We start from the raw sequence: 24,173 nt of genomic DNA, 5'->3' as shown, positions 1-24,173 counted from the left end.
AAATTAAGTATTGTAGGGTGCGTTAGGATGAAGTCCGTAACGCACCATTATTAAGGCTTTGGTGCGTTACGCTACCGCTAACACACCCTACGTGTCTGTTCAAAAATCAAATAGTAGTCCTATATTTTCAATCATGAACGCCTTTGTTTGTCATCCCATTTCTTGGTGATAGATTGCGTGTTGTAGCCATAGGTGCGCCAAATTTCTTTCCTTCTGACTTTGCGTGATTCTCCAAAAGAGAAGGGGATTAGTTACTAATATTTTCACAAAAATATAACTATTTAAATCCATTATTTTAGAAATAAAATAACAATTTTTTCAGTAATATTAAATCACTAATAAACTTATTTTGTCGCACAAATGTTATTTTTAGCAAATTTTTAAATGGCTATTTAACGGATTACTTATGATAGAAAATTTATCCTATAAATAGAATTACAAAAAAAATCAGATAGCATCAAAGAAGATTTTAACTTTTAAATTTTAATTTCTGATGTTTGACCTAGTTGCTTTATCGGCAAAACTCCAGTCTATATGTTAGGATAGTAACAAAATATGGCAATTATTCAAGATTAATTGAGAATAATTTGACGCTTGCAAAAGCGTAAGGGCTAAAATCTACATTTTTTGGAGTTTTTTAGGTTATGACAACCTCACAGGAGAGGATTATCCCGACAGACCTGCGGAACGAAATGTCGCAGTCTTATCTGGAATACGCCATGAGTGTTATTGTGGGTCGGGCGCTGCCAGATGCCAGGGATGGTCTGAAACCTGTGCATCGTCGCATCCTCTACGCAATGCACGAGCTGGGTCTGATGCACGATCGCCCGTTTCGGAAATGCGCCCGTGTAGTCGGGGAAGTGTTGGGTAAATATCACCCCCACGGCGATACAGCTGTGTATGATGCTTTGGTGCGGATGGCACAGGATTTTTCCATGCGATCGCCCCTGATTAACGGGCATGGTAACTTTGGTTCAGTAGACAATGATCCGCCGGCGGCAATGCGGTACACAGAATGTCGCTTGCAAGCTTTAACGAATCTGTCCCTACTGCAAGACATTGAATCAGAAACCGTAGACTTCATCGATAACTTCGACGGTTCCCAACAAGAACCCACAGTATTACCATCACGCATCCCCCAATTATTGCTGAATGGTTCCTCCGGAATTGCCGTCGGGATGGCTACGAATATTCCTCCTCACAACTTGGGCGAGTTAATTGATGGTTTGGTGGCACTGATTCACAACCCAGAGATCACCGATCTGGAGTTAATGGATAACTATATTCAGGGGCCAGACTTTCCCACCGGGGCGCAGGTTTTAGGGACATCTGGGATTCGGGAAGCTTACACCACTGGACGCGGTTCCATTACCATGCGTGGTGTCGCCACCATTGAAACCGTCGAACAACGAGGGCGGCAGGATCGGGAAGCAATTATTATCACCGAACTGCCCTACCAAACCAACAAAGCGGCGTTGATTGAAAAAATCGCCGATATGGTGAATGAGAAGCGGTTAGAGGGAATTGCAGACATCCGGGACGAAAGCGATCGCGACGGTATGAGAATCGTCATCGAACTCAAGCGCGATGCTTACCCCCGTGTAGTCCTCAACAACCTCTACAAGCAAACCCCACTCCAAGCCAACTTTGGGGCGAATATGCTGGCGTTGGTGAATGGTAAACCGGAAATCCTCAACCTCAAGAAGTTCTTAGAAGTCTTCCTCGATTTCCGCATCGAATCGATTACCAGACGCACCCGCTACGAACTGCGAAAAGCCGAAGCTCGTGATCATCTCTTACAAGGGTTATTAATTGCCTTATCTCAGTTAGATGAAATCATCGTCTTAATTCGTCATGCACCAGACGCACCCACAGCCAAGGGAGAATTAATTGCAAATTATGGGCTGTCAGAAGTGCAAGCCGACGCTATTTTGCAGATGCAACTGCGGCGTTTGACTGCCCTAGAAGCAGATAAGATTCGTCACGAACACGAAGATTTACAAACGCAGATTGCTGATTTGCAGGATATTTTAGCCCGGCGTGAACGGATACTAGAAATCATTGAAACCGAAATCGCTCAGTTAAAAGAGAGCTTTTCCACACCCCGGCGGACAGTAATTTTACCGGGAGAAGGCGAAATAGATGAGCGTGATTTGATTGCCAATGAAAAAGCGATCATTCTGGTGACAGAGCAAGGTTACATCAAACGGATGCCTGTCAATACCTTTGAAGCTCAAAGCCGGGCTACCAGAGGTAAAGCTGCCGCCAAGGTCAAAGATGATGATACCATTGAGCATTTCTTGACTTGCTGCGATCATGACAGTATTTTATTCTTTAGCGATCGCGGTGTCGTCTACTGCCTGAAAGCTTATCAAATTCCAGTGAGTTCCCGTACCAGTCGCGGCACACCCATTGTGCAAATGCTGCCCATTCCCAGGGAAGAAAAAATCACCTCAATTGTCCCCGTAGACGAGTTTAGCCGCGAAGAATTTTTGGTCATGCTCACCAAAGGCGGCAATATTAAAAAAACCGAACTAGCAGCATTTAGTAACATTAGAGCTAACGGCTTAATTGCCATTTCCCTCGAAGAAGGCGACCAACTGCGCTGGGTGCGACGGGCGAGAGTCGAAGACAGCATATTAGTTGGTTCTCGGCTAGGTATGGCCATTCACTTTAGATGTACCCATGAACAGTTGCGTCCTTTAAGTAGAGCGACTCGTGGAGTCAGAGCCATGAAACTGAAGAAAGGAGACGAATTGGTAGGAATGGACATACTTCCAGCCGCCATTCTGGACACCTTAAATACAGATGAACCCGAAACCGCAGAAATCGAAGCCGCAGAAATCGAAACTGTAGAAATCGAAGCCGCAGAAATCGAAACCGCAGAAATCGAAAATCAGGAGGAAACCGCAGAAGTAGCAAGTACCGGCAGTATAGGCCCTTGGGTGTTGGTCATTACAATGGGCGGATATGGCAAACGCGTACCAGTTGCCCAATTCCGACTACAAAACCGTGCCGGTCAAGGTTTAATGGCCACCAAATTCAAAAACCGCAAAGGCAAAGACAAATTAGCCACCTTACGCATTGTGAATAATGACGATGATGAAATCATGATGGTTACCAAGCGCGGTATTATCATTCGTCAAGCAGTAAATGCGATTTCCATACAATCGCGGTCAGCAACTGGCGTAAGAGTGCAGCGTCTTGATGAAGAAGATGCCATTAACGGTGTAGCCATAGTTCCTCCTGATGCAGTTGATGTTGATGTGGTGGAAGAAGCTGAGTAAAAATCACAGGGAGAAGCTAATTGCTATACTCCCTTACTTGATTACCTTAGTCAGTGGTGTATCTATGGGGCTAACAGTGGCCCCTGTCGGTGCATGGTTTTTGGCATGGATTGCCTTAGCTCCCCTGTGGGTGTTAGTTGTAACTTCTGCCTCATCTCCCCTCCTCCTCGCCCTCGCCTGGGGTGTAGGCTATCACGGAGTCGCCCTATCCTGGATTACCGGCATTCATCCAATGAATTGGTTGGGTGTTCCTTGGTTGCCGAGTTTAGCAATTACCCTATTTTGTTGGTCATTTATCAGCCTATTGGGGGGTTCCCTCGTTACCCTCTGGGCAGCTGCTATGACTCGTTTGGGTCAGCAAAAAACTTGGCAGCGTGTTCTATTTGGTACAGCCATTTGGTGCGCCCTAGAAAGTCTTTGGAGTGCTGGCCCCTTGTGGTGGAGTTCACTAGCTTATACCCAAAGTCCCCACAACCTCGTAATTTTACACCTCGGTCAACTCTCCGGCGCTAACACAGTCACAGCCGCCATAGTTGCAGTTAATGGATTCATAGCCGAAGCCTGGATAAACCGCCCAGCTAAAACTTCCTCTGCGTCACGCCATTTGCTACAACGCGGGGAACCCGCGCAAAGCAATGGCTCCTCTGCGCCTCTGCGGTTTGTCAATAAAAATTTAGCCTCCGCCGCAGCAATATTAATTACCCTACATCTTCTGGGCTTTTACCTATACAGCCGTCCCCTAGCCCAACCACCAGAAGCAGCATTAAAAGTGGGAATTATCCAAGGTAATATCCCCAACGAAATTAAACTCATACCCCAAGGTTTGCGACAGGCGATCGCAGGTTACACCACCGGATATTACACTTTAGTAGATCAAGGTGTAGATGCAGTCCTCACCCCAGAAACCGCCTTGCCATATTTCCAGCGCGACTTACCCAACACCAGCTTAGTGCAAGCAGTGGCAGAAAAAGGCGTAGTTGCTTGGATTGGAGCATTTGGACAACGGGAACGCAGTTATACAAATAGTTTATTTACCTTCACTGGTAACGGTGAAATTTTCAGCCGTTACGACAAAACCAAATTAGTCCCATTAGGTGAATATATACCCTTTGAGGGGATTTTCGGCGGCATAGTTCAACGCTTATCACCATTGAATGCACACCAAGTCCCAGGGACAACAAATCAGATATTTTACACCCCCTTTGGTAGGGCGATAGTTGGGATATGTTACGACTCAGCATTTCCCGAAATATTTCGCCGTCAAGCTGCTGCGGGTGGGCAATTTATTCTCAGTGCTTCCAACGACGCTCATTACACCGCATCTATGCCATTTCAGCATCACGCCTTGGATATGATGCGGGCAATTGAAACCGATAGATGGACAGTCAGGGCGACAAATACCGGATATTCCGCCTTTGTTGATCCCCACGGTCAAACCTTATGGATATCTGGATATAAAACTTATGAAACCCATGCAGAAACCATATACAAGCGGGACACTCAGACTTTGTATGTGCGTTGGGGCGATTGGTTGACCCTTTTGTTATTGGCTTTGAGTGTCTTAGGTTGGGGAATACCATATTTATTGGCAAAATAGTCAAATCTTAATTGAGAAAAATTATTATTTTAATTACCCCCAAAAGTAAGGTATATTTTAATTTAAAAGTTTCTAATTGAGAAATAGAGTAATTAATTATCTCAAATTGCTGTCAAAATATGATAGAAGTTATTACAGCAGAAAGGCTTGCGGAAATTGAACAAGAAAGCCTAGTGCAGTCTGAGACTGTAGAGAATACCTTTGAGGAAATCAAGAAATGGGACAGTAAATTTAGTCACGGTTATGAGCAGCTAGTTCAGCTTCGCCCAGGATTAAATTTGAAAATTACTGATGAAACTTATTATCGACAAGTAAATTGTCAAACTGATCACTATGGATCTTATGAGCTAACATCTAAATTTTATCTTTCCGGGAATCATGGCGTAATTTGTCCCGGTATTCCAGGAGTTAAGGACAATTACCAAGAAATAGGCGGAAATAACTACTTATTTTATTTACCAGATATTGAAGAAATTGAGCAAAATTTTTCAGGCGATCGCATTTATCTAATTAAAATTTTATTCCACCCAGATTTCTTGAAATCTTTCATTCATGGACAAGAATATATACCAAAACAGTTACATCCTTTCTTAGAAAGTGAATCAGCACCCCGCTTTCATAAACCAGTGGGTAAAATCACCCGTTCCATGCAGACAGCGTTACAGCAAATTGTTAATGTCCCTTTTGAAGGGATGCTACAGCGAATTTATCTGGAAGGGAAGGTATTAGAATTACTGGCTTTGCAATTTGCCCAACTCATAGATAGTGATTCAGCTAAAAAACCCTTAATTAACTTGAAATCAGCCGATATTGAGAAAATTTATCAAGCACGGGATATCTTAACTCATAACTACGAACATCCTCCCTCATTGCTAGATTTAGCGCAACAAATTGGGATAAATGACAACAAACTAAAATATGGCTTTAAAGAACTTTTTGGGACAACAGTATTTGGATATTTGCGTGATTATCGCCTAGAAATAGCGCGAAAGCTGCTACAGGAACAAAAACAGAATGTGAGAACCGTAGTAAATACCATTGGTTATGCTAATCAAAGTCACTTTGCAGCCGCATTTAAGCGTAAATTTGGTATAACTCCCCAAGATTGCCGATTAGGGAGAAAGGCTGTCTAAGTTAACTGTAAATCCAGTTCCCCTCCTCGCTTGCGGGGAGGGGCTAGGGGTGGGGTCTTAAGCCCCTTTTGAATGTCATAATTTACTCACACTCTCCGTCTAGGGTTCAAAACTCTCCGTCTACTGTATAGACTTGACCTGTATAAATTACATAAACTCTTTCCACAGATAGTTGCTAATTAATCGCATTATTTAATTTGCATTTGTGGAGTGAGGAGTATGGGGTATCGGCAACCAAGAGAGATCATATTAGCAGCGATCGCGATCGCGCTAACATCATTACTTGTACAGCCAGCTTTAGCTGAAAATAAATCGCATAATTCCATCAGTACAGCCAAGTTACTATTAGCACAGCAATCTGTTGTCAAAATTACAGGTGTGCAAATCAATCCTACAGATAAAGGTATTGATGTAATTCTAGAAAGTGCCAACACAGAAGCACTGCAACCTGTAGATAGAAGTACAGACAATAACTATATTGTAGATATCCCCAATGCTGTTTTAGCATTACCAGAAAGTCAAGATTTTAACATTACTAATCCAGCCAGTGGAATCGTCTCTGTGAGTGTGACTCAAGCTGATGCTAATACTGTGCGGGTGACAGTGACTGGTGATGAAGGTTTACCCACAGCACAGTTATTTGATAGTAATGAAGGTCTGATTTTTGAGTTTGCGCCCACTGTATCACAAACACCGCCACCAGAACAGCCGACAAGTGAAACACAACCAGAACCACCAATTGAATTGATAGTTACAGGTCAACAAGACAGCTATCGAGTACCTACAGCCAGCACCGCTACTAAAACAGATGCACTCTTACGTGATGTACCCCAAGCAATTCAGGTAATACCTCGACAAGTACTGCAAGACCAACAAGTAAGGCGTTTGAACGACGCTTTACGAAATGCGCCCGGTGTCATAGCTGATAACTCAGAACGTTCTGCTTTTGAAGGATTTACCATTCGTGGTTTTAGTAACCGTAACATCATCCGCAACGGACTCAGAGACGATACCAATATTACGAGTAACGTCAATACAGGGAACATTGAACAGATAGAAGTTTTGCGTGGTCCTGCTTCGGTTCTCTTTGGTCAAGGTGGTGCTGGAGGTACGGTTAATATTGTTACGAAAAAACCTCAAAGTATTCCTTCTTATTCCTTTGAAGGAACTATTGGCAGTTTTGACACTTATGGCGGTTCTATAGATTTTACAGGTCCATTAAATAATGAAAAAACTTTACTATATCGGTTAAACGCATCTGCATCAACGACAGACACATTTGTTGATTTTTTTAATAAAGATAGTTACTTTATTGCACCCAGTTTAACTTGGTTAATTGGCAAAAATACCCAATTAACTTTAGAGGCTGAATATTCAGACCAAAAACAACCCAACGACCGGGGTTTACCTGCTTTGGGTACAGTTTTACCTAACCCTAACGGTAAAATCCCTCGTAATCGTTTTATTGGCGAACCTTTTGATGAAATTGATAAAAATAATCGTCAATCTCTGAGAATTGGCTATAATTTTGAGCATCAGTTTAATGAAAATTGGCAGTTACGCAATAACTTTAATTTTTCTTACCTGAGTGTGAGACAGAATTCTTTATTTCCATCAGCACTTTTAGAAGATAACCGCACTCTTGAACGTGGTTTAGTTATTGCTGAATTTGCCCAACAAACCTACAATTTAGATACAAATATTCTCGGCAATTTCAAAACAGGTAATATAGAGCATAAATTATTATTTGGTATTGACTTATCGAGAGATATTTCCTATAACGAAGGTAGAGTCTTTTTACAAGAACTTGCTCCCATAGATATTTTTAACCCCATTTATCGCCGTGATAGTATTGGTGCGGAAATTGAAGAATTTCCTAATGAACCTTCTATTTCAGAGGGTTTAGGCATCTATTTACAAGACCAAATTTCTTTATCGGAAAAATTGAAATTAGTTCTAGGTGGAAGATTTGATATTGTCAACCAAAAAATAGAAAATGCCCAAGGTGAAACTACTTCTTCTCAGCAGGATGAAGCATTTAGTCCACGAATTGGTATTGTTTATCAACCAAGTGAATCTGTTTCTTTATACGCTAACTATAGCCGTGCATTTCAACAGGTTACAGGCACAAATTTAGATAACAGGTTGTTTGAACCAGAAAAGGGAACTCAGTATGAAGTAGGAATGAAAGTAGATTGGACAAAAAATCTTTCTTCAACTCTGGCTTTGTACCAAATCACACGCTCAAATGTTCTCACATCTGACCCTATAGATCCCAATTTTTCTATCCAAACAGGAGAACAAAGAAGCCGGGGTATTGAATTAGATATCACAGGTGAAATTGCACCAGGATGGAAAATAATTGGTGGCTACGCTTACACCGATGCACAAATTACTGAAGACAATGATCTCCCAGTTGGAAACAGCATTAATAATGTACCAGAACACGCTTTTAGCTTGTGGAGTACCTACGAACTTCAAAAAGGAAATCTCCAAGGTTTAGGCTTTGGTTTAGGACTTTTTTATGTAGGAGAAAGAGAGGGAAATTTAGGCAATAACTTTAGTTTACCCAGCTATTTACGTACTGATGCTGCTTTGTTTTATCGCCGAAATAATTTTCGTGCTGCCTTGAATTTGCAAAACTTGTTTGACACGGAGTATTTTGAAACAGGTGAAAGTATTTTGCGCGTTTATTCTGGCGCACCCCGTACTGTTAAATTTACCTTGGGTTGGCAATTGTGATTTACAAATTACTCAAATGGGTAGTTATTTTTAATTGCCATTTATGACAAATTACATACAGCCCTTGAATGTTCTGAGGGCTGTTTTATTACCCAATTACTCGCCAAATTATACAATGATTAGAAAATGTTTTTATTACATCAAATTATTTTTGATCATCACCCTAGCTGTAATATTTCTCAAGGGCTGTTATACCTTCACGGCTCAAGAAACCTACTCATCAAAAGTCAAGTTAATCAAATCAGAATGTCGAATTATTAAGCATGAGTTAGGAGAAAGCTGTATTCCTCAACATCCCCAACGAATAATTGTAACTGACCAAGAAAGTTTAGAAATATTAGTAGCATTGGGTTTAAACCCAATAGCAGCAACCACAGCAAATCGGGTAGGTAATAAATCACCTATATTGAAAGAAAAAATTTCTGGAATTATTAATTTAGGTAAGGAAAGCCAGCCTAATCTTGAAAAAATTGTCAAATTACGTCCTGATTTGATTGTAGGCTTTTCTTTCAGTCCTCAAAATTATCAATTATTTTCTCGAATAGCTCCAACCGTTTGCATTGAGTATACAGAAACTGGGTGGAAAAAAACTTTACTCCAGGTTGCTAATATAGTCGATAAAACTGAACAAGCAGAAAAACTACTGGAAAAATATCAACAAAGAATTGAAAATTTAAGATTAAAGTTTGCTCAAAAACTGGGAAATTCAAAAATTTCTGTCATGCGTTTTTACACAACTCTTCAATTCACACAATTTTTGAATCAATTATCATTTCCTGTCAGTATTTTAGAGGAACTAAATTTATCTATCCCCCTGGCACAACGTCAAATTAGTAGTAATGCAAATGTCAGCTATAACAATGTTAGTTTAGAACGTGTAGACTTGCTAGAGTCAGACGCTATGTTTATAGCACTAGATCCAGGTTCAGAAGAAAACTTGCAAAAATATCAAAATAGTCCTTTATGGCAAAAGCTAAATGTAGTGAAAAATAATCGAGTGTATACTGTTGATTCAGGTTACTGGATTTTTGGGAATATCCTGTCAGCAAATGCTATTCTCGATGACCTTGTTAAATATTTATTAGAATGGTCATAAAAAATAATGAAAAAAAGATTTAATTACTATATAAAACTATGTTTGCTAATTTTAGTAAGTGTGATTTTAGTTAAGGGTTGCTATAGCAATTCCACTAAAATTACAGAATTAAACAGGGTAAATTTAGATGCGGCTGAATGCAAAATTATTAAGCATCCTTTAGGTGAAAGCTGTATTCCTTTCCAACCTCAACGCATTATCGCTTTAGATGAAACCTCTATGGAAGCATTGTTAGCACTGGACTTAAAACCAATAGCAACAGCACAGCCTAATATTGCAGGAAGCATGATACCAAAGTTGGGTAAAAAAGCTGAGGGAATAGTTTCTTTAGGAAAAGATGGACAACCAAATCTAGAAAAAATCGTGCAGTTAAATCCAGATTTAATTTTGGGTTTTTCTCTTAGTGCAGAACAATATCAAATATTTTCACAAATAGCACCGACAGTTACATTTGATTATATCCAATCTGGTTGGCAAGATGCTTTACTACGTATTGCAGAAACAACAGGTAAAACTGAAAAAGCACAAAAATTACTTGAACACTATCAGCAACGAGTTGAAAAATTACGCACATTTGTCAATCATAACCTCAAAGGCAAAACAGTTTCCATTAGTCGTTTTTATGCAGGTAATCAATTTACAGAGTTTCGCACTAAATATTCATTTCCTGGAAGTCTAATTACAGAGGTGGAAATACCTCTACCAGAAATTCAAAATCAACTTACTACGAATGAAAATCAACCTCTAGTTTCAGTTAGTTTAGAACGGATAGATTTAATCAATGCTGATATTTTATTTATAGTTTTAGATCCCGGTGCGGAAGAAAATTTTCAAAAATATCAGAATAGTCCGCTATGGCAAAATCTGCAAGCAGTTAAAAGTCAAAAAATCTACACTGTTGATTCAAGTTATTGGATTTTCGGAAATATTCTTTCAGCTAATGCTATTTTAGATGATTTGTTTACATATTTAGCGAAAGCACCATGATATTTGATTCTAATAATCGAGAAATACTGCAAATATCTCCAGAATTAGCCAATAGTAATATACTGGGATTTTTAAGAAAAATATTGAATCTTGCTCAAAGCAATTTAGATAGTTGTTATACTGATGGCATTATTTTAACTCAACCTGCTGATGATGTTGAGGTAATTTCACTTGATGATTACCTACAACCAGATAGACTTTTATCTGATTGGCAAACCAGCGAGATATATCAAAAAATTCCAGACATTCGCATTGCTGCATCTATTTGGAACAAAATTTATAGCTGGACAACATTACCAGGTGTTTTAGCTTTAATGACTTGGGCGGGAGTAGGGCTAGATGCTTCTATTGAAAATGTGAGTTTTGTTTTGGAAGACGGTAAACCCAAGGCGTTATGGTTTCATGACCTGAGTTGTACTGTAATTTATCCTCAACGATTACCTGTACCAATTCCCGAAAATTATCCTGGAAAAATAGTAAATAGCGTTGCGGACTTACATCAAGCTGTTTTTACTAACTTATTTCAGCGCAATTTTGCACCGATGATAGACCGTGTTCATAGTTTAACTAAACTCTCTAAAAAAACTATGTGGGGGAATGCTGTAAACGCTTCTGAAAGGCAATTTGCTGAATTGAGTAAATGTATTAACTCAGAAGCAATAAACACAGATTATTCAGTCTTGTATGAACAACCTTACAGTTGCGTTATCCCAGGACGCAATCCTCTTTACAACTTAGTACGTAGTGAACAAATCAACGAACCGGGTTTACCAACAACAACCATAGTGAGACGCACTTGTTGCTTATATGCGTTTATTCCTCCAGGTGATGAAAAGTGTACAAATTGTCCTCTTCTCACACCCCAAGAACGTATCGCCCAAATCAAGAAATATATGACAGAAGCTGATTAAAATGTCACAACAACCAAATTCCGTCAGTATGCGTAATTTTCTCATAGTCTGGCTGGGTCAGCTAGTTTCTGCTATGGGTAGCCAAATGACCGGCTTTGCTATTGAAATTTGGGCTTGGGAAATTACAGGTAAGGCCACTACCTTGACTTTGGTGGGTTTTTTTAGTCTACTTCCTAGTATTATCATTACCCCGATTAGTGGTGTAATTGTAGACCATTTTAACCGCAAATTATTAATGATGGTAGGTGATACTGTCGCCGTTCTCAGCACAATTGTGATTTTGTTACTGCATCTCACCAATAATTTACAAATTTGGCACTTTTACCTCACAGGCGCTATCGTTGGAACTTTTAATCAATTTCAATCTTTAGCTTATTCGGCTTCAGTCTCGCTGATGATTCCCAAACAACATTATACCCGCGCCAGTAGTCTGGGATTTTTATCTAGTTACGGTAGCCAAATTCTTGCACCTGCTTTAGCGGGTTTTCTTTACACAATAATTGGTTTTGTCGGAATTTGGCTGATTGATATTTTTACTTTTAGTATAGCAATTTGCAGTTTATTTATAGTCAAAATTCCTCAACCACCACCCACAAAGGAAACTGAAAATATAGCCAATATTTGGCAAGATTTGGGATTTGGTTGGCGTTATATTGTTAATCAAAAAGGTTTATTCGCACTATTGATAGTGAATATATTATTTTGGCTACCCCATGATATTGGTAATTCTTTATATACACCGATGATTTTATCTATAAGTAATAATAATACTTTAGTGTTAGGCAGTTTAGCGTCTGCGGCTGGTTTGGGTGGTGTCATGGGGGCAATAATTGTTAGCACTTGGGGCGGATTTAGATGGAAAATTAAAGGTGTTTTATTGGGGATGATTGGTGCAGGTATCAGTAAAATTGTCTTTGGTTTGGGTAGAAGTGCTTGGGTTTGGATTCCGGCTCAATTTTGTTCTTCTTTGAATTTTCCTTTGAATGGGAGTTCAGATAATGCGATTTGGTTGGCTAAAGTTGCGCCTAGTGTGCAGGGAAGGGTTTTTGGGGCGCGATCGCTTCTTCTTCAGATCAGTTCTGCTGTAGCCTATTTAATAGCAGGACCCTTGGCTGATCATGTGTTTGCACCTGCGTTGAGTACAGATAGTAGTATATTTCGGGGATTATTTGGGACTGGGACTGGTGCAGGAATCGCGCTGTTGTATGTGATTTGTGCCTTGTGTATGTTGCTAGTGGGTTTAGTGGGGTTTACAGTCCCCTTAGTGCGGGATGTGGAAAAGACTGTACCTGACCATGATCAGGTGACTTTGTAGCTATGGTTAGAATATTGCTAAAAATGATCCAAAGTCTTTGTTATTGTAATATTCACTACATAACAGCAGGAATAACAATTGGGTATGATTTTACTTTGTGTACACTTAATACTGAGAAGGTCTCACACAAGCAGCTTCCCCAGCCACAGGATCAGGATAAATAGCTAAAGTGTGATAATCAGGAGCAGCGTCTTCATATAATATTCTGAAGGTATAGAGCTTACTTTTACCTTGCTCTTCAGTAATCACTGTTAAAAGTGTATTATCTGTTTTAGGCAGTCCCGAAATATTCAGTCTTTCAATTCGCCGCAGTTGAATCACATTTGCTGATGATTTCGCACAATCTCCTGAACTCAAGTTACGTTCTGCGCCAAACTGCATACACATCGGTCCATCAAAATCCATAGTGACTTGTGATGGGTCGTTTAACCAAACTTTTTTTATTGTTTCGCCAGCTGGTAGAAAGCTTAAATTTGTCCCTTGCTGATAGGAAATTTTGATAGTAGGGACTACTCCTCCTAAACCTTGTGCATGACAAGAAAACATGGAACGAAGAACAGCATTATTAGCTAAGGCACGACCTGTAAATAATAATATAGATGCCGAAAAAATCAGAGAAGTTAGAGGTAATAAATCAGGATATTTTAGGGTTGTTTTTATCAAGTTAATATGTTTCATGACTGTAAACAGGTAAGTGGGTTTATTACAAACACGAAAGAGGCTCAGATCCCCGACTTCTTAAACAAGTGAGGGATCTTTCTATTCAATTACGAATTACGAATTACGAATTACGAATTATAACTGCATCGTTCTATTGACGTATATTTCGACTTCTTTGCCAGCTGGGATGAACCAAACGTTCGTTCGTTGCATCATTTGGGCGATCGCTTGTTGATTGCGTTGGGAAATTTGGGGAACTACAGATTTTAAACCACCTTCGAGAATTCCAGCCGGGATATTACGTCTATTGGTGGTGTTGGTGACGATGGTGCTAGCACCCTGTATTTCAACTTGGGATTCAGTCCGATTAAATAACTCGGCTCCTTTACCAATACCTCCCAAAACGAATAGTCCTAAGTCCATCCCGGCTATAGATGAACCTTGATTGGGATATTGACTTGCTACTAAAGGTTTACCTTGGGGAGCGCTAACCGTAATTGCATTGTTGGGTAAAGTCTTTTCTATAAGTTCGCCGTTATTTTCGGAAATTACCTTGACTACATTCAAGCGCAGCAGCCCTTGTTCGGAAATAGAACTAATTTCAGCTAATAATTCCGTATTAGCAGGTAAAGCGATCGCACCATCCACTGATTTTAGTGGCTCTGTCAAACGCAAAACAAATACATTACCGTCTTCATTACTTTCATTATTCTTGGCGCGAGTAGTTTCCCCAAATACAGATGTTGCTAATACAGCTTTGACACTACTCCCGACTTTGATAGATTTCGAGCTTTGTGATTGTGCTTGGCTGACTAAAATATCTGACTGTGGTGGCGTTGGTTCTGGGTTAGAGTTGGTGATCTGGGTTTCTACATTAGAATTGCTTTTTGGTACAGATAATGCTGTATTCACTCTCGATTCACCAGTCGTGTTCACCTGACCGTAACTACCTAACTTGGCTAACCTTGTCCATTCCTCCAGGGGGTCTGGTGGAGATGGCGGAGTCTCAGGAGTTGTCACTGCTACGGGTGCTGGTAGAGGTGGAGGTGTAGGGGCTATAGCAATTGGTGAAACAGGAATTGGTGAAAAAGCAGGCCTTTCCACAATCCGCTCAACTGTCACTACCCTGGGTGTAGAAGCAGTTTGCACAGGTCTTGGTGTGCTTTCCCTGACCTGTGGAGTTTCCACTTGTGAAGCTACACTATTTCTGAGATTTTGTTGGGCGGCTGTCACTGTCTGGGCTTGTTCAGCCAAGGCTAATTTCGTTTTGAGAATCTCTACTTCCTGCTCTAAACTTTGCTGCGGGGATTCACTTATTGCTGGTAATTCTGCTGTGGAAGACACAAGATTATTTGTGGGCTGTTGATTGCTGGTATTCATTACCTGCGATAAAAACGCACCCGCAACTACCACTACAGCCAAGGTAGCACTGCCTACCAAGGCTAACTTAGCAAAAGGATTATATGATAGAGATTGCTCAGTTTGTACTTCTTCTGGTTGAGACTGGTTTTCCTGCAAGCTGGCTGAGTCTGCTTCTACTGAGTCAACGTTGACTTTGGGAGATTCTTCTTCAAAGCCAACCAATTTAGCCATTCTGGATTCCCAATCGGCAGAGTCTGCTTCGTGCTTCTCAGGGATGGGTTTGACTAGATGTTGTCCAGAAAATTCGGGATGAATTGAATAAGAAGTCATGGTGTATTACTTAGTGATAATTTCAATAACAGTTGTTGTCTTTGATGTCACATATCTCATAAATTTCTAGTTTAGCTTCGCCAAGACGGTAAGCTGCTAAATGCCACGGTAATGGTTGTGTTGGCAGTGAAGTTGCTGGTTGATCTATGGCTCTGACTAAGATTTGTTTATTGAAGGAAGTTGAGGTTCCTAGATTATTAGAACCGCTAAAATATAGTTGATTAGCCAGCATTTCAATTTTCCATTTACCATCAGCTATTTTGGTTGGTTGAGAGATTTTTTCTATGACTAATATATATTCAGTTTCCCGATTAATATTGCCTAATTGTCCGGTGGGATTTAAGTTAGTAATTTCTGCCTGAAACTTGGGTTTCAAATCATTAGCTAAGAGTTGCGAACTAATTTCCCAGACTGTCATGGGCGGCTGTTGCTGTGACCAGGTAAGCATGAGGGTCATGGTTTCACCGACAAAGCGACGAATTGTCTCTGGATGTCTTTGAGCAGTTTGTTGAGGATCTACGGTAATCGCCCGACCATCCACAAGTTGCACCAAGCTTTGGGGTGTTAACTGCTGTTTTAAATCCTGGATCATTGAACTGTGGAATAAAAGTAATAGCAAGCTAAATAAATGTAAACCGAATGTTCCTACAGCTAACAGGGGTAAAATACTGCTTTTTTTGTTTTCTGACTTGACTAATTGCATAAATATTTCAGGATATAAATTATAAAATTACTTCATCCAGACAATTTTATCGCGTAAAGCTATCAGAGTTTCTGGGATTTACACAGGGGTTTGATTTATCTTCACTCAGATTACTATATTCTTCCACTAAACATAAATTCCGAATTTCGTAAATTTCCAATTTGTCAGCCCGATTGCTATAAATGGCTTTTTGGATGTTGGTGCTGGTATTAGCTAGGGGGTAGGGAAAATAATCAACTGCACGCACCAGCAAGTCTTTATTAAAGGGTGTGACTGTTTTTCGATCATCATCCTGTTTTTTTTGAATCAGGTCGGCTACCATCCCCACTCGCCACTTACCAGGGGCTATTTGTTCTGGAGGATAAATGCGTTGGATGACTAATTCTGCTGAGATCACTTGACTAGGGTTGTTAGAGAATACTTCCGGTGGTGTCATTTGCGCGATCGCACTTAAAAAACCTTTACGAAAATCCTCTGATATGGCAAAACTAGCTACCCAACTGCTGGTAGTCACTCTTTGGCTACTACCTTGTGGCGTTCTCACCTGGATTCCTGGATCTGGTTGCGGTTTTGCAGCTTCTGCGATCGTTTGTGCTGGGAGAGTTCCCGACCAGTTAAACATGGATGTCATGGTTTTACTGATAAATTGGCGAATTGTTTCGGGGTTTCTGGCTAAATCATCCACAGCACCTATGGGTTGACCATCGATCATTTGCACAAAGTTCGGCGGTTTTCTCAGACTGAGTTGGCGAATATTCAACCCTTGCAAGATGAATAAAAGTAAAACTAATAGATGTAAGCTAAAAGTGGCGATCGCAAAAACTGTTAAAACATTTGTGGTGGGTTTTCTTTTCTGAAGTAAATTGGTCATACAATTTGGGATTTTAGATTTTAGATTTTGGTTCGACCCACATATATATCTAGGGGCTTGAAAATTTATATCCTATCTTTGACCAAAGCAGTTGTATTATTAATCGCACTGAAAACGGCAAATCCTCCAGCACCGGCCACAGCTAAAGATAACAGTGGGGCTAAAATTCCTAGAAAAATTATGAACCACATTAAGTCAGGATTAGCATTAGGATTTTCTGCTGGCCCGTTGATAATGACTGCGGCTGTGACAGCAGCAATTATATTGAATGAAATCTTGGCAATTCCCGCCGAGAAGAAACCTGTCAGCCAAGCATAAATAGGTTTACCAGCTACAGGTAGCAAAGATGCACCCACAGCCAAGGGTCCTAAAGCTGCAATCAGCAACATAGTAGCTTCTATTAAATTTTGAAAGGCATATTGCAAAGAAATTAAAAAGTTTTTAATACTAGTTTGGGCTGTATTACCCAACAAAGAGTTAAAGCTAGTATCTGATAAATTTCCTGTGCCAAATTTCAGCGCAATTACCTGATTTTCCAGTCTTTGAATCCATATTCTATTCCCGTATAAATTTCTATATTCTCGCCAGAGGTTATCGATTTGGTCGCTGGCTTTAGCAAAGCATTGGGTTTGTTGTTCACCAGTCAGTGATTGACAAGGACGCAGTAAAGAACCAGTTACTTCTTCGGCCAGACTCATATTCAGTGCTTGCTGATAACTTTGTTCAGCATCTGCTGTCGTCACTACTTGCTGATTAACTGTATTGATAAAGTTTCTTACCCCCAATGTCAGATTAGAAAGTATACTACCATCTCCCGCATTAGATAATAAAACCACTACGATAAAAGGCCAAATCAAACCCGTAATCGGACGGGAATATTCACTGTATATAACATCTTTGAGCCATTGCATCATAAAAAACAACAAAGTGCCGACAGCAAAAAACACACCCAGATTCGTGAGCGCTCCATATAAATTATTATTAGTATTATTTTGTAATAAATTTAGCCATTGATTATCCCAACTTTCGGCCATGCTTCTCGCAGTTGCAGCACCACTATCGAAAGTTTCATTAATACCAATTTCGGGAAAGATTTGCAAAATATAAAGTTGCATTTTAATTCACAATATACTAATTCTCTTCTCTACCAAACAAATCTATTTGAGCAGTGGTGCGGATGAGTCTTGCTGTCTCTGTGGCAGAATCTACTCTCCGAGAGCGATTCATCTCTTCCATCTGCTGGGAAATGTTGGCTAAATTTAAATTAGAGTATTGCAGAGATTGATTTGTTTGCATTGTCTGAGCTAGTGTTTCTCCAATCATTTTTGCTTGTTCTTGTTGAACTTTAATAGCTTGTAACTGCAAGTTGCTTTTCTGGCTCTCCAAGGACGCTAATGGATTTTGTGGAACTAATTGGGCAACACTGTTTACAATTTGCTGAAAAATATTATCAGATTCTTGAGTAACTTGCTCAATATTATCAAGGATAGTTTCAGTATTTTGCAACTTAGCTTTTAATCGGATTTGTCCATCTCTACCCATCACACTTTCCACGGAACTCCGAGTAATTAGCCGATTAATTTCATTACTTACAGAATTTGATTGCACAACAGGATTATTTTCAAATTTATCTGTTGTCGGGTTAAAAAATATATCCTGGCGAAAACTCTTTCCTGCTTCAACCGGATTCGGTATATTTAATTCTCCAGTAGAATTATTCAGAGCATTTTGACCTCTAATTTCTAAAGGTCTTAAAGTTTCGCTGAGATTATTTCTGAGATAGTTTTGCATATCCACAGAGTAAAATTGAAAGTCTGTCCAAACTCTGCCTAATTGTGCCATTGCTGGTAGGACTAATAAGCAGGAAAAAGCTAGTGTAAAAAATGTTGTTTTCTGCATATATTTTGAAGATATGAGGAACGAACCGCCAAGTACGCCAAGTGCGCCAAGGAAGAAGGAATGAAAGAGATTCGGCGCTGTTATTCAAAAAGTGATGAAATCTCCAAATTTAACTCTCTGCGACTCTGCGCCTCTGCGTGACACTTACTCCTATATCAACTCCCACGCAGCGAAGCTATTAACTGGCGCGCAAATACAGAAATTGCTTCATATTTATCTCTGTGTTGTAACATTGCTTTTTGCCGTGCAGTTTGTTCATTGGGGTTGTTAGCAACTACTGCTAATTGCTCGAACCCTGGATAGTAGCGACAGAAAGTATAAATCCCGTTATCATCTAACAACCATTGGCTATAAATACCTTCTTTGCGAGGAAAAAAGCTTTCTGTGGCATTACGAGAAATAATATCACGGGGATATTTTAAAATGCTCACAAAACTATCTACTGCTACTGGCTGAATCCGCCCAATTAATCTGGTGGATAAGTTTTGTAAAATTTTCGATGCGGCTTTAGATTTGGCAATGGTATCAGGATCTTGTGCTGATAAAATAACTCTAATCCCAGCTTTCGCACCATTGGCGCAAATTCTCCCAACTAAGTCTGATATTTGGTCAAATTCAAATAAAATTGGGGCTTCGTCAATAAAGAAGATAGAAGCAGGACTACTTAACGCCCGTCGCAAAGCTGCTGAATAAGCACTTAAAGACAGTACGGCTGCATCTTCGTTATCGGAGAGGTTCCGCAGTGCAAAAACTAAAAGTTGTGCATCGGTGGGAAAGCTAGATGGTGCAGAAATGGATTGTCCGACGCGACTGGAAAGCCAAAACCGTAAACGCAGTTGAATTTGACTGAGTGCGTCATCTACTCTTCCACTGAGAGAATCTAATTGCAGATGTTCTGGTGAACAGAAATAGAGAAAGTCTTGTAACGTGGGGGTTTTTTGCCATGCTGCGCTCCCAAATCCTCCGGCGATCGCTTGTTTATATCGTGATTGAATCCCTGTATCTGCAAAGAAAGCTCCTAAAGCCAAGTTAAGTAGGGAACGCACCGTTTGGGACAATAGTTGATTTTCGGTAGATGACCCTAAAACCATTGTCATTAAAGCTGATTCTAAAAAGCCCGTATAATCCAGTAGGCGATCGCGCTGTGTTTCTGGAGAAAGCGATCGCAAATCCGGCTGCTCAAATAAATTATTCGATTGTTTGGAAATATCAAAATACGCCCCATTTCCCTCCATAAACTCTGTATAGTCGGTAAAGGTAGATGAGCCATCTGGTTTGGGAAAATCCAAGGCGACAACCGGAATCCCATGAGCCAAGGCCTGAGTTAAAATTCCCGATACCAAAACCGATTTACCTGCACGAGTTGTGGCAAATAGTGCTAAATTTTTATGTTGGTTAAACAAATCTAGATGTATGGGCGTTCCGCCTTCTTCAGCAATCAACTCAAAACCGTGATTATCTCCAGCTTTAGTTAACACTAAAGGCATTAATCCGGGAACTTCACTGGTTAAATATAACTGGCGACGGTTAAAGGGTTTGACTAACAAACCTTCCCAGACTATCGGTAGAGATTGCAGCCAAATTTTCCAAGTATACTCTATTTCTCTAATTACCTGAGCCGGGCGTTGAAAACAGTTTTCAATATATCTTGTGGCTTCATCTAATTTGGCCACAGTGGGACGATGGACAAAAATAACTATACCCGTATATATCGGTACGGCTCCCTCATACAATTGTTCTTGCGCTGCTACCGATTTTTTTAACTTTAATTGAGCGTTAACATCAATTGTTTTACTTTTTTCTTGAGCCATGAGCGCTGTCATATTTGACTGCTTCAGCACTCGTTGCAAAGTATTTTTCACTAAAGCGGGATTGGCGGCGGTTAATTCGCAAAATATTTCTGTATCTACTACCGTTTCTCTGGCTAATAATTCCCATAAATAACGCATCTGAGCAAATTTATTTTGCCAACCACCGGGTTTTTCCAAAAACGTTAGCGCCCCAATATAACGATTTTTCACATTCACCCAACGACGGTCAGCACAAGGGACATTAGACTCCATCAGCAAAGTTGTACTGTGGATATTTTCGATCAGCAATTTGGTACTAGCTAACTCGGAATTAACTTGCTCATGTAGTCCATTTTCATCTAAATGAATTAATTGGGGAATTTCTATCGGTGGTGTATCATTAAACTTTCTCCAAGCCTGTTCCCATAATTCCTCAGCATTTAAAGGTTTGACATCTAACCCCATTTTGTTAGATAAAAGCTGTTCCCAACGGGAAAATCCTTGTTGGTAAGCTTTAATGATCAGAGTTTCAATCCGCTGATTTTGAACTTCTGCTAATTCACCTTTAAATCTCAGCCACCATAATTCACCTTTGGATAAAAGTTTCTCGATCCAATCATCTGTCTGTGTAGTATTGGGTTCAATAGTATAGGTAACATAAATTCGGAGAAATTTCGGCTTACGAATCCCAGATTTACTAAGTTCTTGAATTCTGGCTCTTTCTGATGTTAATAAAAATTTGATATCCCGTGATGGTGTCTGCTTCACCAAATCGGCTAGTTCTATTTGTCGTTTTTTGTCAGAACTAAATGACCCCATGTGTAAGGTCATTTTTTCACCTTCAGGAATATCTTTTAAACCAGATTCAATATTATTAAAAATGGTGTCTATTTGTTCAGACCGTAAAGTCGTATGAATTCCTCGACATTCAAACCCAAAAACAAAGCAAAATCTATCTTTTTGGGTTTCTTTATTCAAAATGTAAGCGCCGATATCTCGACCGTCAAGCGCAATGCGTAACATTGTCGCCAAATGTAAAGCATCCTCAAATGGTGTTAATCTACTTGATTTTCCGGCGATGCTGATGCTTTGTTTTCCGATTTTTTGCTTCATGATTAACTTCTAACAAGCTTTGATAACGAGCAAAGCCTCTTGTCCAAGTGGGAACTCCAATGAATTTGCTTAAAAAGCGCCAACTCCTACCACCAGTTAATATCCACCAAGTGGCTATTCCCCAACCCGCAATTAATACTGTCCATAACCATCTTTGAAAATCATCGGCAAAAATCCCCCCAAAAACTCCATTGACTACAAAGTAAGAAGCCAAAATAATCACAATCCAAGGCAAGATTTGGTCAGCAGGAATTGGCCCTAATGATGGTTGTGATCCAAGGATCTGATTGACTGGGCGAAATTTCTGATCTCGTTCTTCAGACATAAAATATCTTGGACTTCCACTTTAGTTCATCTGATCTTAGCAAAGACAAATTACCTATTGCTTGTATCACCAATTACAAAGCCTGTCAAGACATCCGCAACCGTGACAGCGACAACCACTAACAAAGGAACTCTAGCGATAGTTTGCCAATCTTCATCTTTACGGACTGCGTTAATCACACCAATCAGAGAAACCGCAATATAAAGTAAATAAATTGCCCTTAACACATTAAATATTAAGCTGACGGCTGGTTGGCTATTGCTATTATCTGTACCTTGAGTTAATGTATTGCGGAAAAAATCTTCAGCTCTGCCAAAAAATTGTGCATATACAGGTGCGGAAAAATAGTCTAACCAGAATAAGCTGAGGATGATTGATCCTGCCAATATTTGTAATAGTATCAGCCATCGCTTTGGCAAATCTACTTGTTGCCCAATTTGTTGCATGACTATTGCGATTAAACTACCCGCTAGCAAACAAAAAAGCAGGATGGGACTTTTTAAGCTAATCACGCTTAAAAACACAGCACAAGCCATCAAAAATGGCACGGATTCAACTATGCTCAGATACCATAATTCCCAAGTCTTTCTCAATTTGTTAGATGTTTTCGTTGCACTAGCAGTTGAATCTTTGCTGAGTCTTCTCACACTGGATTTTCTAGACATTTACCAATTTCCCTGTTACATATGACAAATATCAGTTGTATTCGTCTTTAAAATTTTTACCCTTTCCCACGAGCTAAGTTTCATACTTAAGTCATAAATTTATATCACCAAGACATAATATAGGTTCAACGTGTTACAACGTATTAAAAATGCATTAACCAATTCTTAAGATTTAGTTAAGTAAATGATTGCAGCTATATTACACTGATTTCCATAGTTTGAGGGGAATATCTTCTAGATTGCCGGAGAAGTGATAGTTTAAGAGGGTCTAGTTTCTATACCTAAAATTTTGGCTTAGGTTCAGTTTGATATCTTGTCTAGTATAAGTATAGACGCAGGCAACCCGCAACTATCTGTAAAAAATCTGGTTTCGTCGCTAAAGATGTATTCTTTTTTACGATTAAAAATAATTATCACATAGAATTTCGGCGATCGCACAGATCATCTGCGTCGTCTGATATCTTGTATGTATTCCGGACTGCAATAGCAAAATAGATTTCCGGAGTTGCTGATTTGAAGTATGAACAAGATTTTTGATGATTGATGTCCAAACTCCTATAGAGACTTTCCATGTCACGTCTCTACGCCTAAATTTATACTTGGTTTCAGCAACGCCAATTTTCCCTTGTACCCCAAATATATCTGTCCAGGAGTTCGGACTTTCCGCCAAGACAACTCCTCCAGACATTTCAATTAATCCCATACTGCGACTTAACAAAGCAGCGTGTAACTTGGTAATTTGTAATTTTATAGCTGAAATGTTACTTAGTAGTAAATTTTCAGGATTCGTGACAAGTGAATCTAAAATTCATTTTGTTACTACCATAGTAATCCTAAATCATTCAGGAATTTTTATCTATCTTTTCTGAGCATTTTTGGCAAATTGGCAGTTTATTTATTCATTTATGGCGACGCTACGCCAAGCATCACAACTCAGAGAGGATGGCTATAGTTACGCTGAAAATTAACGCGGAGTGTGGAGATAAATTTTTTTACCTAGCATTTATTCAAGCTGAAGAAGACATAAATACAGGAATTATGTCTAAAGATTCTGCCTGAGAGGCTTGATTTTTTGAGATAAGTTATTAACAATAAAGATAACCTCTAACAAGTTGTAGTCCATCTTGTTAAGAACCTAACCTTATCCAAATTTCTAAGTCCGCACCTGCGGACTTTATTTATTTGTCCTCTAATTCTAGAGATTAGCGTCAGGAATTATCTCGAAATATTCAATTCTAGAGGCTTGATTTGCTGAATTTAATCAACAATAATAAATCTGAGATAATTATTGCCGATATAGGTCACAATTAGCCCTTTTAGGATGTCCGCTTGAGCTGATACCAATTATTTGTGAGGCTGCATATTATTTCGACCCCACCCCTAACCC

General features: G+C 39.7%; 18 protein-coding genes. 8 read left to right on the top strand and 10 right to left on the bottom strand.

Annotated features, from left to right (window positions below; genetic code table 11):
* Positions 1-644: 644 nt before the first annotated feature.
* The 8 genes from gyrA (at position 645) to AACX33_RS24295 (ending at position 13,068) form a co-directional block, all read left to right on the top strand.
* The gene (gene gyrA, locus AACX33_RS24330; protein WP_194000668.1) at positions 645-3,287 is read left to right on the top strand and encodes a DNA topoisomerase (ATP-hydrolyzing) subunit A; all 2,643 of its coding nucleotides are present in this window, start codon (positions 645-647) and stop codon (positions 3,285-3,287) included.
* Complete coding sequence (gene lnt, locus AACX33_RS24325; protein ID WP_194000666.1) at positions 3,265-4,884, top strand: apolipoprotein N-acyltransferase; 1,620 nt, start codon at positions 3,265-3,267, stop codon at positions 4,882-4,884. Before gyrA ends, lnt begins: the two co-directional genes overlap by 23 nt.
* 119 nt (positions 4,885-5,003) lie before the next feature.
* Complete coding sequence (locus tag AACX33_RS24320; protein WP_194000664.1) at positions 5,004-6,017, top strand: helix-turn-helix domain-containing protein; 1,014 nt, start codon at positions 5,004-5,006, stop codon at positions 6,015-6,017.
* Positions 6,018-6,236: 219 nt separating this feature from the next.
* Positions 6,237-8,759 carry a TonB-dependent receptor gene (locus AACX33_RS24315; protein WP_194000662.1) on the top strand — a complete coding sequence of 841 codons (2,523 nt, stop codon included), beginning with the start codon at positions 6,237-6,239 and terminating at the stop codon, positions 8,757-8,759.
* Positions 8,760-8,874: 115 nt separating this feature from the next.
* Entirely contained in the window at positions 8,875-9,855 is a 981-nt protein-coding gene (locus AACX33_RS24310) for an iron-siderophore ABC transporter substrate-binding protein (RefSeq protein WP_194000660.1), read from the top strand.
* A 6-nt stretch (positions 9,856-9,861) separates the two neighbouring features.
* On the top strand, positions 9,862-10,842 hold the full coding sequence (locus tag AACX33_RS24305) for an iron-siderophore ABC transporter substrate-binding protein (protein ID WP_194000658.1): 981 nt from the start codon (positions 9,862-9,864) through the stop codon (positions 10,840-10,842).
* The gene (locus tag AACX33_RS24300; protein WP_194000656.1) at positions 10,839-11,753 is read left to right on the top strand and encodes a ferric iron reductase; all 915 of its coding nucleotides are present in this window, start codon (positions 10,839-10,841) and stop codon (positions 11,751-11,753) included. Before AACX33_RS24305 ends, AACX33_RS24300 begins: the two co-directional genes overlap by 4 nt.
* Position 11,754: 1 nt before the next feature.
* The gene (locus tag AACX33_RS24295) at positions 11,755-13,068 is read left to right on the top strand and encodes an MFS transporter (protein ID WP_194000654.1); all 1,314 of its coding nucleotides are present in this window, start codon (positions 11,755-11,757) and stop codon (positions 13,066-13,068) included.
* A gap of 105 nt (positions 13,069-13,173) precedes the next feature.
* Here the strand turns inward: AACX33_RS24295 and AACX33_RS24290 are convergent, their stop codons facing one another.
* The 10 genes from AACX33_RS24290 to AACX33_RS24245 form a co-directional block, all read right to left on the bottom strand.
* The gene (locus tag AACX33_RS24290) at positions 13,174-13,746 is read right to left on the bottom strand and encodes a hypothetical protein (RefSeq protein ID WP_194000652.1); all 573 of its coding nucleotides are present in this window, start codon (positions 13,744-13,746) and stop codon (positions 13,174-13,176) included.
* 117 nt (positions 13,747-13,863) lie between these two features.
* The gene (locus AACX33_RS24285; protein WP_194000650.1) at positions 13,864-15,420 is read right to left on the bottom strand and encodes a TrbI/VirB10 family protein; all 1,557 of its coding nucleotides are present in this window, start codon (positions 15,418-15,420) and stop codon (positions 13,864-13,866) included.
* A gap of 22 nt (positions 15,421-15,442) precedes the next feature.
* Positions 15,443-16,123, bottom strand: a complete 681-nt coding sequence (locus AACX33_RS24280; protein ID WP_194000648.1) for a hypothetical protein — start codon at positions 16,121-16,123, stop codon at positions 15,443-15,445.
* A 46-nt stretch (positions 16,124-16,169) separates the two neighbouring features.
* On the bottom strand, positions 16,170-16,994 hold the full coding sequence (locus AACX33_RS24275; protein ID WP_194000647.1) for a hypothetical protein: 825 nt from the start codon (positions 16,992-16,994) through the stop codon (positions 16,170-16,172).
* Positions 16,995-17,059: 65 nt separating this feature from the next.
* Positions 17,060-18,109, bottom strand: coding sequence for a hypothetical protein (locus AACX33_RS24270; protein ID WP_194000645.1), 1,050 nt, complete (start codon positions 18,107-18,109; stop codon positions 17,060-17,062).
* Between the two features lie 16 nt (positions 18,110-18,125).
* The gene (locus AACX33_RS24265) at positions 18,126-18,893 is read right to left on the bottom strand and encodes a hypothetical protein (RefSeq protein WP_194000643.1); all 768 of its coding nucleotides are present in this window, start codon (positions 18,891-18,893) and stop codon (positions 18,126-18,128) included.
* 155 nt (positions 18,894-19,048) lie between these two features.
* Entirely contained in the window at positions 19,049-21,796 is a 2,748-nt protein-coding gene (locus AACX33_RS24260) for a hypothetical protein (RefSeq protein ID WP_194000641.1), read from the bottom strand.
* Positions 21,744-22,121, bottom strand: a complete 378-nt coding sequence (locus AACX33_RS24255; protein WP_194000639.1) for a hypothetical protein — start codon at positions 22,119-22,121, stop codon at positions 21,744-21,746. Before AACX33_RS24255 ends, AACX33_RS24260 begins: the two co-directional genes overlap by 53 nt.
* Before the next feature lie 50 nt (positions 22,122-22,171).
* On the bottom strand, positions 22,172-22,786 hold the full coding sequence (locus tag AACX33_RS24250) for a hypothetical protein (RefSeq protein WP_194000637.1): 615 nt from the start codon (positions 22,784-22,786) through the stop codon (positions 22,172-22,174).
* Between the two features lie 400 nt (positions 22,787-23,186).
* Positions 23,187-23,489, bottom strand: a complete 303-nt coding sequence (locus AACX33_RS24245; RefSeq protein WP_227789305.1) for a hypothetical protein — start codon at positions 23,487-23,489, stop codon at positions 23,187-23,189.
* Positions 23,490-24,173 lie beyond the last annotated feature (684 nt).

The organism is Nodularia sp. LEGE 04288 (assembly GCF_963896525.1).
GTDB lineage: Bacteria > Cyanobacteriota > Cyanobacteriia > Cyanobacteriales > Nostocaceae > Nodularia.
The sequence above is the reverse complement of the archived record's forward strand: the minus strand, read 5'-3'. Positions and strand labels throughout refer to the sequence as shown.